The sequence below is a fragment of the Oribacterium sinus genome, assembly GCF_014202695.1.
Classification (GTDB): Bacteria; Bacillota; Clostridia; order Lachnospirales; family Lachnospiraceae; genus Oribacterium; species Oribacterium sinus.
In genome coordinates this window covers 97,684-112,574 of the sequence record NZ_JACHHH010000008.1, presented here as the reverse complement: position 1 = coordinate 112,574, position 14,891 = coordinate 97,684, and the positions used below count along the sequence as shown (strand labels likewise).

16 protein-coding genes are annotated in these 14,891 nt (G+C 36.0%); 2 read left to right on the top strand and 14 right to left on the bottom strand.

Translation table 11 applies throughout. The features are described from left to right. The 14 genes from HNQ46_RS08520 to HNQ46_RS08455 all read right to left on the bottom strand — a co-directional run bounded on the left by HNQ46_RS08520 (position 1) and on the right by HNQ46_RS08455 (position 12,727). A complete protein-coding gene (locus HNQ46_RS08520) occupies positions 1–747 on the bottom strand; it encodes a hypothetical protein (protein ID WP_183684311.1) in 747 nt (248 codons plus the stop codon). After that, positions 744–1,064, bottom strand: a complete 321-nt coding sequence (locus HNQ46_RS08515) for a hypothetical protein (protein ID WP_183684340.1) — start codon at positions 1,062–1,064, stop codon at positions 744–746. Before HNQ46_RS08515 ends, HNQ46_RS08520 begins: the two co-directional genes overlap by 4 nt. Beyond that, the gene (locus tag HNQ46_RS08510) at positions 1,064–1,351 is read right to left on the bottom strand and encodes a hypothetical protein (protein ID WP_183684310.1); all 288 of its coding nucleotides are present in this window, start codon (positions 1,349–1,351) and stop codon (positions 1,064–1,066) included. The genes HNQ46_RS08515 and HNQ46_RS08510 overlap by 1 nt, the downstream gene beginning before the upstream one ends. Continuing rightward, a complete protein-coding gene (locus HNQ46_RS08505; protein WP_183684309.1) occupies positions 1,348–2,226 on the bottom strand; it encodes a conjugal transfer protein TrbL family protein in 879 nt (292 codons plus the stop codon). The genes HNQ46_RS08510 and HNQ46_RS08505 overlap by 4 nt, the downstream gene beginning before the upstream one ends. A 5-nt stretch (positions 2,227–2,231) precedes the next feature. Beyond that, the gene (locus HNQ46_RS08500) at positions 2,232–2,621 is read right to left on the bottom strand and encodes a hypothetical protein (protein WP_183684308.1); all 390 of its coding nucleotides are present in this window, start codon (positions 2,619–2,621) and stop codon (positions 2,232–2,234) included. A 14-nt stretch (positions 2,622–2,635) separates the two neighbouring features. Further along, positions 2,636–4,660, bottom strand: coding sequence for a type IV secretory system conjugative DNA transfer family protein (locus HNQ46_RS08495; protein WP_183684307.1), 2,025 nt, complete (start codon positions 4,658–4,660; stop codon positions 2,636–2,638). A gap of 14 nt (positions 4,661–4,674) precedes the next feature. Continuing rightward, the gene (locus HNQ46_RS08490; protein WP_183684306.1) at positions 4,675–5,052 is read right to left on the bottom strand and encodes a single-stranded DNA-binding protein; all 378 of its coding nucleotides are present in this window, start codon (positions 5,050–5,052) and stop codon (positions 4,675–4,677) included. A gap of 304 nt (positions 5,053–5,356) precedes the next feature. Beyond that, the gene (gene mobP3, locus HNQ46_RS08485; protein ID WP_183684305.1) at positions 5,357–6,892 is read right to left on the bottom strand and encodes a MobP3 family relaxase; all 1,536 of its coding nucleotides are present in this window, start codon (positions 6,890–6,892) and stop codon (positions 5,357–5,359) included. Further along, complete coding sequence (locus HNQ46_RS08480; RefSeq protein ID WP_183684304.1) at positions 6,885–7,376, bottom strand: type II toxin -antitoxin system TacA 1-like antitoxin; 492 nt, start codon at positions 7,374–7,376, stop codon at positions 6,885–6,887. Before HNQ46_RS08480 ends, mobP3 begins: the two co-directional genes overlap by 8 nt. Before the next feature lie 36 nt (positions 7,377–7,412). Then, positions 7,413–8,105, bottom strand: a complete 693-nt coding sequence (locus tag HNQ46_RS08475) for a hypothetical protein (RefSeq protein WP_183684303.1) — start codon at positions 8,103–8,105, stop codon at positions 7,413–7,415. A 9-nt stretch (positions 8,106–8,114) separates the two neighbouring features. Further along, positions 8,115–9,563: a helix-turn-helix domain-containing protein gene (locus tag HNQ46_RS08470; RefSeq protein WP_183684302.1), complete on the bottom strand. Its 1,449-nt coding sequence runs from the start codon at positions 9,561–9,563 to the stop codon at positions 8,115–8,117. Between the two features lie 2 nt (positions 9,564–9,565). Continuing rightward, entirely contained in the window at positions 9,566–10,861 is a 1,296-nt protein-coding gene (locus tag HNQ46_RS08465; RefSeq protein WP_183684301.1) for a ParB/RepB/Spo0J family partition protein, read from the bottom strand. A 15-nt stretch (positions 10,862–10,876) separates the two neighbouring features. After that, the gene (locus HNQ46_RS08460; protein WP_183684300.1) at positions 10,877–11,716 is read right to left on the bottom strand and encodes a ParA family protein; all 840 of its coding nucleotides are present in this window, start codon (positions 11,714–11,716) and stop codon (positions 10,877–10,879) included. 474 nt (positions 11,717–12,190) lie between these two features. After that, positions 12,191–12,727: a cysteine hydrolase family protein gene (locus tag HNQ46_RS08455; protein WP_183684299.1), complete on the bottom strand. Its 537-nt coding sequence runs from the start codon at positions 12,725–12,727 to the stop codon at positions 12,191–12,193. 416 nt (positions 12,728–13,143) lie between these two features. Here HNQ46_RS08455 and HNQ46_RS08450 point away from each other — a divergent pair, with 416 nt between their 5' ends. Beyond that, positions 13,144–14,028, top strand: a complete 885-nt coding sequence (locus HNQ46_RS08450) for an acetamidase/formamidase family protein (protein ID WP_183684298.1) — start codon at positions 13,144–13,146, stop codon at positions 14,026–14,028. Positions 14,029–14,125: 97 nt separating this feature from the next. Next, positions 14,126–14,848: a TraX family protein gene (locus tag HNQ46_RS08445; protein WP_183684297.1), complete on the top strand. Its 723-nt coding sequence runs from the start codon at positions 14,126–14,128 to the stop codon at positions 14,846–14,848. Positions 14,849–14,891: the final 43 nt, after the last annotated feature.

Sequence of the window (14,891 nt, the reverse complement as noted above, 5' to 3'; positions counted from 1 at the left end):
CTAGTTCTCCTTTATGAAGGGATAGCTTTCAAACTTGGACACTTCTCCTGTATATGGTGCTTGCAACGGGTTTCCGAAAAGATTGCAAAGCTTGATAATTTCTTTATCCTTTAGAATCTCACAAGGAATTCCGACAGCTTGATACCTTTCCCGGAAATCAGATAAGCGATTCCGTAAGTCTTTTTCAGTATCTTTAATATTTGAACCTATTTTTTTCCAAATCTTTACTATATGCTGGTGCTCAAAATTTTCCCCGGAAGTAGAAAGCCTGGTCATCTCTTGCATCATCAGAGTAAGCCCTTTTCTCTTTCCTATATCATCTGTCCCCTGTCTAATTTCTTTAATGAAATCTTTATTTGGATCCAGATTTACTTGGGAGGGCAAGGTAAAGTAATCGAAATTATCTCTATCACCTTCAAAAGACATAGATAACTTTTGTGTAAGAATCTGGAGCTCTTCTGCACTTAAAAGTTCCAGATTGATACTTCCTATTCTCAGATACCCTAGAATATAGTCGTCCTTCCGATAAAGAAAGCAATTTTCAATATCCGCAACTTCGACCAAAGAATTTGCCGTTTGCCTTTCTTTTGAAAGTTCTTCAACCTCTTTAGCAACTTCCGGATTATTAGCTTTTTTTAATGGCTTTTTGATTGCATTGATTGTTAGATATAAAATACCAAGCGGAAGTAAGATAAAAGGTAAGATATACAATGGATTTTGTAGAAGGTACTCCACTAATTTATTCATAGAATTTCCTCTCCATTTCTATCGAAAAGATAAATTTTTTGCTTTTTTAGAAATCGTAATATGAACATGATCTTTTGAATTAAGTTCTCATTACAGTTATCTCTTCTAATTGTGCTTACAGTAGCAATTGTTGAAAAGACAGCAAAACCTATTCCCACTAAGTTATTGGTAAATATTCTTGCAAGGATAACTGAAATAATTAAAATAATCAAAAGAGCCACTCCGCAAATGGATATCTCCAAAATTCCTATTCCTTCTATCAGGTCATCTGAATCAAGTGTTTTCACCGGGATATATAATGGCTTTTTAGAATCCATCACTTATACACCCCCTTGACTAAAAGGATAATGCTTTCTATGCATATACCTATAATTACAGCAAGGACTTTTATTTTACTTGTTTTGAAAAATTTCATTAAACCGCTGTCCTCATTAATCGCTTTTATTCCTCCCTGAATCAAACGAAGAGAAATTCCTAAAACCAAAAGTAAGAGAAATAACTGCGTGAAATCTGAAATAAATCCATTTAAGGTAGTTGCATGAAGACCGCCTTCTAAATAATCATATACTACGTTTGCAGTAGATTCCTCGGATAAAGCAATCATTTTCCACCTCCTAATACAACTCTTCCAAGTCCTTGGATCGTTGCAGAAGCTCCTCTTTTAACACTATCGCCAACACCGGAATTATAAGCAAATTTTTCCAACCATTTGGGAGATTTTAAAACGGCGATTAAAAGTCCCAATGTGGTAAATGCACTTAGTCCAAGCGGTGAATCTGGATTATTAGTTAAACCAGCCATAGTAAGCCCCAACGTAATAAGATAGACCTTAAATAATAGAAGCTGGATAGAATAGTAGACTCCTGTCACAACAATATTTGTAATGAGTCCTTTCAATCTTTCCCGGTTTGTGAAGCATAATTCAATACAGAATATTGGCAATACTATGTACATCATTGCAAGCTCTACAGCCCTAATGACTGCAATAACAGAGAAGATTAACATTCCAATAACAAGGCTGAAGAAAAAGAGATTACTTAAAAAGCTTCCGGACGTCATTGCTGTCAAAGAGCTTTCTAAAGTCCTGGTTACTTCGCTTAAATCTACTTCCTGATCTTTTTCTACAAGTTGTGTGGCCAGCAATGCTGTAAAATTCAAAAAGCTATAGAAAAGCCATGTAGAACAAGAAGTAATTGCTGTAGCATAAGTTGCTCTTTCAAGAACGTTCAATGGACTTGCTTCCGGATCCCCGGACATTTCTAATATATACACATCAAAAATCTGTTTTACCGAAAAGAAAATAATCAGGCTTATAGATACAGCAAGCATAGTATTATGCGAAGCTACAACCAGTTTATTTTGTGCGAAGTTAAACACGGCATTTTTAAACTGGGATAATTGTGAACTGGTTATAATATTGATGAACTGTATTGTTACGTTAGCCGTAAATTTTGTAAGAGCTTTTAATAGAAAGTCCATAAGCATTACCTCAAAAACATAATCAAAGGATAAAAAGCATTGGTTGGAACATTCTCTGTTCCCTTCGCTCCATATATCTTGGCAATGATTAAGATAATTGTGGGAATACAAGCAACAACAATTCCAACAATTATTGTTGTAAAAACAGCTTTCCGCTTCGCAGGTTTATCATGCGAATCTGCGGTAAGCCAGCCAATTCCATGAACCAGAGCCACAATTACAGTAATCAAGATAACGAGAACGAGCATTACGTTCATAGATCCTTTTAAAATATCTACAGTCCCCGTATAAAGTTTAGATGATTTTAGGCTTGATTCGAAAGAAGCCGATGAATCAAGTAATACAGCATGAAAGAATCCAAAATTGTTATAAAAGCTACCCATTAATGTTTTCATATAATTCCCCTTTTCTAATTGTTTTGTTCAATAAGACTTTTAATCTTATCTTCCATTTGCTCTTTTTCTTTAATCCAAATCCCCCATTGTTTTAATGGCTTATCATCTCTTTCTTTTCTGCTATTTTCATAGTCCAGGATAAATTTTTTAGTGAATTCCTCATCACCCAAGCCAAGTAAGTTATTGAAATCAGTCTCCGAAATATCCGGAAGATATGAAACAAATGGACGATGTCCGGTTACCATTACTAGGGCATCCGGTTTTTCAAATAGAGCTAATTCACTAGGTAATAGCAATCTCCTTCCGGTAAGTCCAGAACCACCGGATATAGTTGCTTTACTTCCAATTTCCGTTGAACGTGATGATGACTCATTAGGATTTTCAGTAGTATAGTCCCCAAGTCTTTCTGATATATCCTTTAATGTTTCCTTTCCGTCAGATTGAAGAAAAATTTTTAACTTACACTGGCTCTTAATCGTTTCAAAATCATCTTTATATTTTGCCTGTAGTTGTTGATAATCTTGTACAACAAGATTTATAGATATACCTCGTCCACGTCCTACAGAAAGCATTGCCGGCAAAATAGGAATTCTGGGACAATTTCCAATCTCATCACAGTCGAATACAACTTTTTGCTTCATGCTACCACCACACTTTCTGGCTTCTTCAACAAGCTTTATATAAAGCTGAACCATGAAAAGAGAAGCCAATGGATGATAGGTTGTTTTCTCATCCGGGACAATAAAATATATCGCTGTCTTCTGTTTTCCAATATCTTCTAAGTTGAATTCTGTTTTCATGCTCATTTTCCCGATTTTATTGGATGAAAATAGCCTTAAGGTTCCTAGCCCGGAAGTATTGAAAGAAGATCTTGTCCTCACTTCTGCAACTTCAGCTTGCATGTAAATCAGTTTTGCTGGATGAGTGTCTGGAAGTCTTTCCAGATATGTACTTAATAGATTTTTCCCTAGTTCTTGATAATACTTACTCATGTATGCCAGGAAACAATATACGTTATATAAATTTTGGCATTGTTCAGGAGCTTCCATACATACTGCAAGAATTGACGAGGCAAGCGTTGACGTTTCTCCATTGTACCAAAGTGGTTCCCCCTTTGCTTCTCCAACCATCGTTGAAACCAAGTCCCAGGTATACTCCTGGGCTTGATCCGTCCAAGAATAGTCATTTTCCAAATCTTTACGTTTAGCAACCAGGGCACTAACGTCTTCAGGAGAAGGATTTTCTTGCTTTTTTATTTCCTCAATTTCTTGAACTAGTTCTTTTACTTGCTTTTCCCACTTTTTCTTTCCTTCTTTAAGGGCATCTATAATTGGTTGTAAAAAATTATACTGCATCGACTTTTCCGGATTAATGAAATCAATCACTACAATTTTGTAGTCTTGAGACTCTGCATATTTACTAGTTAAGTAAAATATTTCCCCTTTAACATCTGTAACGAAATAGCTATCCCCGGCAAGAATCTGTAAACAAATTGAAGGAAGCAAAACTCTTCTTGTTTTACCAGCTCCAGTTAGAGCTATCGTTATTGAATGAGCAAAATTTTTCATGTACCGGACAATGGCGTTTTTATAATCTAAAACAATTCCAGACTGAATTTTTTCATTTTGCGTCTTAACATTCAAATCGCTACTTATAGCTCGAATCTCTTGTTCGTCTGCAAACCATGCTTTACCATGTTGTCCATTTCCCACCGGTCTTGGAATTGAGATATACTCTGTAACCTTATATTCTGAAACATTAGATAACTTGGCTTTATAGAAGAAAAACTGGTAAGTAAGCCAAATAAGAATAATGGTTTCATACAAAATTCCAAATACCAGCATTCCAGAGTAAAATTTCTTTGCGTATTGCGGGATGTCCAGCGGATTTACAGAGAAATGTAAATTTAAAATATCTGTATGCGTAATCCGGAGAAAAAGACGAATAACCTGATCCGTTAAGTAAGAAAGGTAAATAGCCAAAAACACAGAAAGAAAAATGGATATCAAAAATGCTGGAAGTTTTCCTTTAGTTTGCATAAATCATTACCTCGTTAATTGGACGGAAGATCTTCTCCAGGAACATAGTTGGATTCGTTTTCTTTCTTTTTTGTTTCTGCAAATTCTTGCTCGTCTACATAAACGTCTGTGGTATATACAGTTTTTCCATCTTTATCTTTAAAACTCCCGGTATGCAGATATCCGGACACAAGCATCTTCATTCCCTTATTTAAATATTTCTCGCAAAAAGATGCTCTTGCTCCAAAACATACACAGCGAACAAAATCGGCTGAATCATGCTCCTCATTTTTTCCGATCCTTTGGACAGCCAATGTGTATCGGCTAACAGCAGATTCCTCACCATTGTCTTTGCTGAAATATTTAGTTTCAGGATCTGCTACAAGTCTTCCGGATAAAATTACTTTGTTCATTTTGTTCTCCTTTCATTGCACCAATTTCTTTGGATTTTACATATATCTTCCAGCCCATTTGAGCCGAAAAAAAACTAATGATAGTCCACAATAAAATTGGCAAAAAACGACCAATTTTCTTGAGGCAGGAATAGGACGGCTACGCATCGCCTAAACTGGTACTGGCAAAGCCAGTACCTATGCGGTTTTAGAGCATTATTTTTTGTGGCTACAAATGTTGTTTTTTCCATTTTGTACGGCTACAAAATATATAAAATGCAGATAAAACCATTGATACAAGCCATTTTTCATATGGCTACAATTTCTAATAATTGCTATTTTCCATAGAAAATCCTTGTTCTCTTTTCCACTCCCTAAGAGCTTTTACATTGCCTTTGTCTTTTCCTGAAGAATAAACAGAAGAGGGAGATCTAGTATTATTGGCATAAAGTAAAGCATCTAAAAATGTATTGACTAATCTATACATATGATATGACTCCTCTTGTTTTGCATGGTATCCAGGCTCCTGGGGTTCCACAGGGCTAGTGCCTTTCGGCTCCTGGGGTTCCACAGGGCTAGTGCCTTTCGGCTCCTGGAGTTCCACCGGGCTAGTGCCTTTCGGCTCCTGGGGTTCCACAGGGCTAGTGCCTTTCGGCTCCTGGAGATCCACTGGGCTAGTGCCTTCCGGCTCCTGGGGTTCCACCGGGCTAGTGCCTTCCGGCTCCTGGGGTTCCACCGGGCTAGTGCCTTTCGACTCCTGGGGTTCCACCGGGCTAGTGCCTTTCGACTCCTGGGGTTCCACCGGGCTAGTGCCTTTCGACTCCTGAGGTTCCACCGGGCTAGTGTCTTCCGGCTCCGGAGATTCTTCTTGGGTAATACTTTCCATGTCTCTAATTTCTCTAAGTACAAGGTTGCAAAGTCGTTTTTCTATATCCTCTTTTGCTTTTAGAACTGCAACTTTGATTTCTTTTTTACTTGGGCTATAGTCCTTTGCAATCCTATAATGGTAATTTAGAAAATCATCATATTCCCTTTTTAGGACTTTATTCGTCAAAAGAACCTGTACAACAGCAAGAACTTTTTCTTTATTACTAGGTGATAAATATTGGAATTTATTCAATTTATCCCTTGGAAGAGAGTCTAATAATTCTGAAAAAACACTACTAAACTTCTGCCTATACTCCTTATCAATTTTACTAATAAAGGGACGATCTTCTTCAAAAGTAATATCATCAACTAACATTTGTAATTCGGTTTTACTGTCATTAATCAGCTCTTCACGAGATAAGTATTTTTTGTTAGCCAGGCTTTTTCTTTCTTCTTCCGTAAACAGCTTAGAGAATAATTCTCTGCAATAATGTTGCTGTGGTTGAGATATAAAGCTATTTTGCACATTATTTATATTCTGATCCCATATCATAAAATGGATATGAGGGTGATTTTTTTCTCTATGAAAAGCTGCTACCCATTGTAAATTTCCAGACTGTATTCCAAATTTTTCGCCTATTAAGGGAAGGGCTTGAGAAAGATACTTTCTCCAATTTTCTTTATCAAGAAACCCAAGATCTCTGGCATCCCTTTCATCAAGAGATAATATTCCTCTGAATACAACTTGCTTCTTTGAACGTTCCTTAATATTGCTTAAAACAGAATCAATATCATCGGTTTCAATATTCCCAAACAACCCATGGCTTCTTGGGCGTTCGTGAATGTATTGTAAATATGTTTCATTTTCAGATTGTTGAGATAAATCAACTCCTTCTCTGGTTGCGATATAATACAAGTAGTTATAAGTTTTTACTGCCGTATTCCTTTTGTTTGGAGATTCACTCCTTATTTTAGATACAACAATATTATTCATCTTCTCCCTCTGTAATAGCCTTCTTCCAATCGTCTAAAGCTTTTAAATCGTTCTCCATTCTTGTTCTTTCAATCAGACTTTCTACTTGTAATTGTCCTTTGCTGATTTTCTGGCTTTCGCCTTTAGACTGGTAAAAATAAGCTTTATATTCTGTTGGATCCAATCCGGGATTCTGAAGAATATAATTTTTCAAAGACATAAGATTTGCTCTTTCCAACTCAGATAATATTTTTTTCTTTAAATCTATTTCGCTTTGAAAATTTGCATCTAATAATTCTTTAACCGTCTGACGAATTCTGCCATCTAATTCTGCAAAGGCATATTGTGATATCGTTCCATGTATTAGTTTTAGAATATTGTCACGAACAAACTGAGCTCTACTGATTCCTTCTGCTTCTGCACAAGCATCTAACATTGCTAAATTTTCTTTAGACATCCTAAAATGAACATCAACATCTTCTTTGTTTTTTCTTGTGTTGCCCATAGGTCTCCTTTTAAAAATGGGAAGTACTTCCCATTTCTACCATTCAAGAACAAAATTATCATCATCTTTATTATTCGAGAGAAGATAATCAGATACATCGTTTGGTTCAATATTTTCATCCCTAATCTCAGCAATATATGTAGCAAATCCGTTGCAGTGAAATTTCAACGTTCCAATATCATGCTCCGTCATTTTTTTTAACTTGGTACGAAGCTTCTTGAATGACGAAATATAGTTAAAAGCAAATTCGTATAATTCAGGATCTTTTTCTTTGTCTGGAATCTTTTTAGTATGATAATCTATGTAATTATCAAGATTAGTAAGAGCTTCTTCTTTTGTCATAGCAAAGTATTTAAAATGTCCATCTAAAAATTTTAATTGATAATGGTCTAACTTCCATGAATCTATAAATTCACCAAAGCAAGCATATTTGATTTTCCCATACTTACGGTTATATTCCTTCATAATTTCTTCGCATACTTTCATAAAATATGGATTATCAAGTTTTGTAAAACGCTTTGCGTCAAAATCTCCTTTTTTATAGTATCCCAATTCCTTGAGTTCTATTTTAGGCATAATAAAATACTCACAAAGTATCCATCGGTCGAACACAAAGGTAACTGTATCCATACACTCAATAATTCTTCCTTTACAAGAATATCTATTTTGGAATGCATTATTTCCGTAATTTGCTATTGCCTCAGCAACTTGTATTTTTCTAATTCTCATAGTTCCTCCTTATATTCCAAAATCTTTACGAAGATTTGCATGGAGCCTAAAATTATCAGAAAGTAATTCATCATATAAAGACGATGCAATGTATAGCGTTGGACTCTTGATTTCGTCGTTTTCTATTTTTTTGCAGATACGCTTTAATACATTTTCAGCTACATCTTCAAGTTGAAGGCTTTGGAACGTTTTATCATATGTTCTATTTAACGCATCAATGAATTTAGCGTAATTAATGCGTCTAACCTTTACCGGGCGAAACTCATCAGCTAAACAAAGGTTTACAATCATATCAGTAATTAATGATAAACATTCTTTTTCAATAGGATCTTTCAGCAGTTCTATTCTTTGTTCGTAATTAAGAAAATTTTTAATTACTATTTGAAGTAAATCCGGCTGAGTAGCAAAGTAGTAGGGTATTCCATTGTTTTTTATGACTTCATTTTTCCAATCAATATTTTGTAATTTATCCTTTTGCAAGTTGTTCCGTCCGTCCGTCCAATTGTTTTCGAAATGGGAAGTACTTCCCATTTTTTCCGTGTTTAGACTGACTGAGCAGTTATTTTTGAAAGAGTTATTTTTGAAAGAGTTACTTTTATTGTCTGAGATTTCAGTATCCTCAATACCAGTATCTTCATTTTCAGGACTCTGGAATTTAGCACACGAAGAGTTTGGAAAAACATCTTGTTCATTGTCTAAATTATTAGCAGTGTCCGGAAAATTGATACACGGGGAAAATGGCTTATTTACGTTACTTTTTGGAAATTCACAAAGGATAAAACAAGTTTTAGCATAATAATTTCCTTCTTTTTTATACAGTTCACTCTGAATATACCTGTATTCTTTTAGTAGGTCTAAGTGCTTATAATAACTATCTTTTCCGATTCCTAAGTGACGGAGCATTTGATCTCTATATTTACTAATAAAATCTCCAGCTCCGGCATAACTACAAAAATATGCATAAATTCCTTTAGCCTTTAAGGTAAGACGTGGGTCTTTCATAACTGCCTTGGGAATCATTCCATAGCCAAAGGCTTTCATGCTATATTTTTCATGTTGAACAAAATTCTTTTCTACATAAAGACTTGTATTAGCAATCGGTCTTATGATTTCATATCTTTCAAGACGTTGAGGAAGGATATAAGTATTTTTGAAATATGCTCCTTTTCGATTTTGTATGATTTTTAAATATTCTAGATCTCTTAGCAATTTCAAATGGCGATAATAAGCACCAGTTGAAACATTTAAATCGTCCAGAATTTTATCTCTGCCCGGAAAAGAAGAATTTCCAGCTCCAGCGTAGCTACAGAAATAAGCATAAATTGCTTTTGCTTCCAGGGTGAGATCCGGATCTAGCATTACAGCTTTAGGAATAATTCCATAGCCCTGGAAATTAATTCCTTCTATCTCTAATTTAGTAATAAATTCGGCTTTTATAGTAGAGATTTCTTGTTCCATAGCTAATTATCCTCATACGAATTAATCCATTGTTCAAACTGATTAATATTGCTAAATAAACTATCCTTTAAATCCAGAATATCGGAATATGGAAGAACGTCCTGGATATCAAGAGAGCTTGTTCTAATTGCTGTTAAGCTTTCAATTACGCCGAGTAATTCATCAAGTTTTTTTCTAAAGGTAACAACATTTTTAAAATAATAGATATCTTTCTCTGCTAGATCCTGTTGCATTTTTTCTTTTTGCTTTTCTTTAAATAACACAGGGTTTTCACTTAAATTTGCCAATTCTTCAGCTACTTGTTTCTTGCATTCCTTTGCTTCAACATAATCCTGAATTACAAAAGAAATAGCTTGTGCATCGTCTTCGCTATCTATACGATTACAAATAGCCTGTTGTTCTTCTTCTGTTAATCCGGATAATGTTGATACTGCTTCAATCCGTAATTTCTTATTTTCAAATAATTCTTTAAATCTTGGAATTAAGGAATCCAGTAGCTCATACTTATGTAGTTGCCTTCTACTAATTCCAATGGCATCAGCAATTTCATCTTTTGTAACTTTATTTTTCCCTAAAAGGGAAGCTTCCTCCTCCAGCAATTTTTTCACTTTAGAAATATATTCAGATCTTTCTTTTGGTGTAAATTGACGGACATCTAAATTTGTAGCGTATTTCCTTAATTCCGAACGAATTTCATCAAGTCTATTTCCATTCTCATCGTTATGTTCTTTAGAAAAAGAATTAACTTTAAAAGGAATGCCTTCTGTTAGAAGAGGTAAAATATTGCTTCTAAATAAAACAAAATTCTCTTGTTCACTTTCCGGCAATTCGTTAATCCGTGTTACAGAACCAAATTTAGAATTTAGCAAGTCTAATGCACGGATTCTTCTTTCTCCACTTTCAAGAATATAAAGGTCTCTATCATCATCGTAATGCCCGGTTAAATTATGCTCCAATCCATTTTTTAGAAGACTATTTGCCAATTCCTCAATATTCTCCATTGAAAAATCATTATTTTCGTTGAAGATAATTTTCTCCCTGGGAATTCGTTTAAAGTTAAAAGGATTTTTACCATTGAAGGCATCAAACGCTTCCCCCATAGATTCCTTATTAAAAGTTAGAAAACGAGTTCCAGAAGGGTTTAAAGATTGTTTTTGGGAAGTACTTCCCAAATCTTCAATTTGCTTTTCTGTCGTATCGGAAGTCTCAGACGAGAGTAGGAGAGAATCTGCTTTAACATCCTGTAATCCAAATTCCCCAGTAGATTGAATATCAAGCTTTTTGAATTTTTCCTTCATTTGCTAATCCTTTCTTTATAAACTCATTTCTAAACGCTGTTTTGATAAATCATCTAAAATGCCTAATTCCAGTAATAAATGCGAATAATCCAAAAGAGCGTTGCTGTCTAAGCTATGCTCTAGAATTGGTTTAAATTCACTTTCAATCTGAGCAATCTTTGTGTCTTTTCTGATATAAGTATTAAAGAAATAATCCGGAATAGATTCCTTATATTCTTTAATTCGTTCTTTTACTGCAATCGTTGAGGGATTTACTTGTGTAAGAAAAGCCCCAAGGAAAGTTAATGAAAGATCATATTCCTCTGTTAAATTGTTTATCGTATCCATTATTTCAAATAGTCCTTTTTTAGAAAATCCATCTTCTCTAATAGGAGTAACAATGTAGTCGCTAGCCACAATAGAATTCAAAGTGAAAAAATCTAATGCAGGTGCGTTATCAATCAAGATAAAATCAAAATCTTCTTTAATAGCCGTAAGAGCTTTATTTAGAATGAAAGGACTTTTAAAACATGGATCCATATTTGACTCTATTGAATTGAACCTTTTACTTGAGGGTATAATAGAGATATTTTTTATTGGCGTAGGATAAATGAAATCTAAAAGTTGCTCTTTCTTCTTTGGTCTTTCTTTAAATATTTCAGCAATATTCTTTTTACTTGGAGCAATTCTTCCGGCAATATTTGCGGACGAGTCTTCAACATACTGATGCAAAGCCAAAGACAAATTACTTTGTCCATCAAGGTCAACCACCAGTACTTTTTTACCCAAATAAGCTAGCAATTCTGAAAAAATCAAAATGCTAGTGGTTTTGGCTACGCCACCTTTGTTATTTACTACACTTAATATCTTTTTCATACCTTTTTCCTCTTGACATTTCTTCTGTTTTTCAGTAAGCTGAAATGGCTTAGATTTTTAAACAAACAAACTTCTCTAAGCCCCCGGTGCAATTTACTGGGGTCTCTTTTTTTTCAAAAATTAGTGAAAATAAAACAAGCCTAACAAACTCGTAGAAAAGTTTGTTGGGCTTGTTTTTTGGGGAAAATCAATATCAAAAGCTACATAAAAAACTACAGTAGTTATTTACTAAGCAGATATTTCCTTAGAATAAGCCAATATAATTAAAATTCCATACAAACAAAATAAGTTTTCTAAGCAATATAGGTCTAAATTTGGGGCACGCTCTCGCTAGCTTCGCCACGTATCGGATACTAAGCGAAAAACCGCGATTCTCTTGTTTTTCGCAAGTACCGACGGGCTCAGACTACCCCTTATTTAGACCTATATTGCCGAAAATTTATATAATTTTGATTTTGATAGCCCGTTATTTTTCTATAGCACCTCCACCTGACAGGAGCGTAGAGTCTCCAAAGCGGCTTCATGCTTTTCTTTAGTAACCCCGGCGCAACACCGGCTATCCACAGAGAGAGGGACTTCCGGTAAAAATGCCTTTATAAGAAGAGCATTGGAAACCACGCAGATATCGGTACATAAGCCTATAAGCTCGATGGAGAAATCCTGCCCTCTACTTTTGGATTCCTGACAAAGGGCTTTCATAGCATTTGCCAACTCCAAACTTCCAAAGCCGGGCTTTTCAAAGAAATGATTCTCTAAGATTAAGCCCTGAAGAGCGCTGTCCAACTGCCAGCCCTCCGTCCCCTTAATGCAGTGAGAAACAGGAAGATTTTTTCCCTCCTGAGTGGAGAGGTAATCCTCTCTATGGGTGTCTAGGGTTGCGTAGACATCTTCTTTGGGATAGGAGAGAATTTTTTCTTTTACCTTTTGTACAATGGCTTCCGCCTCCTTTGTTCCCAGAGAACCGTCAATAAAGTCCTTTTGCATATCTACTACAATAAGAATTTTCTTCATTTTCCTGCCTTCTTTCTGAGTCGATTTTGATGACAATGGTGTTCCGATTGGAAGTATACACCTTCATAGAAAATCCTGCCAGTTTCATTATTTTGCTTCTAGTCCCTTTTTAGCCATCAAAAATAGAGTGAGACTTTATCGAATGCTGAAAAATCTAACAAGCATTTGACTATTAGGGGGTGCTTGTATAGGATGGTATCATTGAGGCGAAAGCTATTGAATTTTAACCCGGAATGGCAAATGCCTCCTTACAACAATTCGCTATTGCTTCAGTAGCTTCGACTTTTTTAAAATCTCAAGAAGTGAAAATATAAACTGAAACCTAGAGACAGAAAGGAGAATCATCCGTTTTCTCAAACTTGTATGGAATCAAAAGGTCGAATCAGCTCTAAGGGAAATCGGATGAAGGAAAAACTATGAAAATCATTGAAAACAATAGAGTATTTGCTTTTGACAGTAAAAATGAATGCGTTGCGGAGGTGATGGACGGAGAAACCGTCGTTTTCCGTACCCACGACTGCTTTGATAACCAGCTTAGTGAAGAGGGAAGCTGTATCGGAGCTTTGAACTGGGACCGTATCAATCCCGCCACCGGCCCTGTCTATGTGCAGAATGCAAAGGCAGGAGATGTCCTCAAGGTGGAAATCCTGGAAATTGCTCTGGATAAGCAGGGCGTAATGTGTGCCCTTCCGGAGAACGGCGTCCTTGGCTCTTTGGTGAAAGAAGAATCCGTAAAACGGATTCAGGTGAAAGACGGCAAGGTTCATTTTAATGACAAGCTTGTGTTTGATGTTACGCCCATGATTGGGGTTATCGGTGTTGCGCCGGAAAACGGCTCCATCAACTGCGGTACACCGGGCTGCCACGGCGGAAACATGGACAATAAGCGCATTAAAGTTGGGGTAAGCCTTTATTTTCCCGTATTCCATGAGGGCGCTATCTTCTCTTTGGGAGATGTGCACGCTGCTATGGGAGATGGAGAAGTGATGGTCAGCGGTGTGGAAATTTCCGCAGAGGTGAAGGTCAGACTGTCTGTGATTAAGGGAATCAGCATTGAAACCCCTATGGTGGAAAATGAAGAGATTTGCGGTGTAATCTACTCCCACGAAGAAATAGAGAAGGCAGTTTTTCATGCGGTACGGATCATGAATGAAAGAGTACAGGAAAATCTGGGACTCTCCTTGAACGAAGCCGGTATGCTTCTCAGTGCCGTAGGAGACCTGCGTTTCTGTCAGGTGGTGGATCCGGAAAGAACCGTGATGATGTGTATACCGAAGAAGATTATGAAGAGCTTGTTTTAGAAAGCTGGAGAAAACAGTCTTAAAATAAAAATAGGCTGTCATTCTCAAAATACAAAAGTATACTAGGATAAAAAGTAATATAAAGGTGGAAGAAATCATGGAGCATGGAAAGCGGCTGAATAGCAAAAAAGTACAATGCCTTAATGGAGCCCAGCTAAAGGCTATCGCCTTCTTCTCCATGCTTCTTGATCATGTAAATAATGCTTTGCTAGTACCAATTTTAGAAGGGAAAGGCTTTTTGCTTCAGGTATCGAATCTTCTTTCGATTCTGGGGAGAATTGCCTTTCCTCTCTTTATCTTCTTTCTTGTGGAAGGTTTTTTTAAGACGAGAAATCGGAGAAAGTACCTTCTGAATCTTTTCCTTTTTGGCGTTCTTTCCGAAGTGCCCTTTGATTTATTTACCTCAAAAGTCTTCTTTAATCCAAATTGGAATAACATGATGTTTACTTTGGCATTATGTCTTAGTTGTATTTGGATCATCGACAGTTTCAAAAGGAAAATTCCGAACAGAATTTTATGGTACGGATTTTCTTTGCTTCTTGTGGGGATTTTCAGTATTTTGGCGATGTTTTTGAGCCTGGACTATGATTTCCATGCAGTAATAGTGGCTTATCTTTTTTTTATTTTCTATCAAAAACCCCTTTGGGGCGCAGGGCTTGGATTTCTGTCTATCATAAAGGAGATTTATTCTTTTCTTGGATTTGGATTATGCCTAACGTATAATGGGGAAAGAGGAAAACAGAGTAAGTGGCTGAATTATGTATTCTATCCGGTGCATCTTTTGATACTGGGGCTTTTACGCATGTATTTCAATATATAGCCTTTTCATATTAGGCCTTTCAAAATAGCCTTTCAATATTAAG

Coding starts and splice junctions, on each gene's coding strand:
- HNQ46_RS08455 (WP_183684299.1), bottom strand. CDS start 12,727: ATGAAGAAAATTCTTATTGTAGTAGATATGCAAAAGGACTTTATTGAC.
- HNQ46_RS08465 (WP_183684301.1), bottom strand. CDS start 10,861: ATGAAGGAAAAATTCAAAAAGCTTGATATTCAATCTACTGGGGAATTT.
- HNQ46_RS08490 (WP_183684306.1), bottom strand. CDS start 5,052: ATGAACAAAGTAATTTTATCCGGAAGACTTGTAGCAGATCCTGAAACT.
- HNQ46_RS08520 (WP_183684311.1), bottom strand. CDS start 747: ATGAATAAATTAGTGGAGTACCTTCTACAAAATCCATTGTATATCTTA.
- HNQ46_RS08505 (WP_183684309.1), bottom strand. CDS start 2,226: ATGGACTTTCTATTAAAAGCTCTTACAAAATTTACGGCTAACGTAACA.
- HNQ46_RS08475 (WP_183684303.1), bottom strand. CDS start 8,105: ATGAGAATTAGAAAAATACAAGTTGCTGAGGCAATAGCAAATTACGGA.
- HNQ46_RS08470 (WP_183684302.1), bottom strand. CDS start 9,563: ATGGAACAAGAAATCTCTACTATAAAAGCCGAATTTATTACTAAATTA.
- HNQ46_RS08500 (WP_183684308.1), bottom strand. CDS start 2,621: ATGAAAACATTAATGGGTAGCTTTTATAACAATTTTGGATTCTTTCAT.
- HNQ46_RS08450 (WP_183684298.1), top strand. CDS start 13,144: ATGAAAATCATTGAAAACAATAGAGTATTTGCTTTTGACAGTAAAAAT.
- HNQ46_RS08495 (WP_183684307.1), bottom strand. CDS start 4,660: ATGCAAACTAAAGGAAAACTTCCAGCATTTTTGATATCCATTTTTCTT.
- HNQ46_RS08460 (WP_183684300.1), bottom strand. CDS start 11,716: ATGAAAAAGATATTAAGTGTAGTAAATAACAAAGGTGGCGTAGCCAAA.
- HNQ46_RS08480 (WP_183684304.1), bottom strand. CDS start 7,376: ATGGGCAACACAAGAAAAAACAAAGAAGATGTTGATGTTCATTTTAGG.
- mobP3 (WP_183684305.1), bottom strand. CDS start 6,892: ATGAATAATATTGTTGTATCTAAAATAAGGAGTGAATCTCCAAACAAA.
- HNQ46_RS08510 (WP_183684310.1), bottom strand. CDS start 1,351: ATGATTGCTTTATCCGAGGAATCTACTGCAAACGTAGTATATGATTAT.
- HNQ46_RS08515 (WP_183684340.1), bottom strand. CDS start 1,064: ATGGATTCTAAAAAGCCATTATATATCCCGGTGAAAACACTTGATTCA.
- HNQ46_RS08445 (WP_183684297.1), top strand. CDS start 14,126: ATGGAGCATGGAAAGCGGCTGAATAGCAAAAAAGTACAATGCCTTAAT.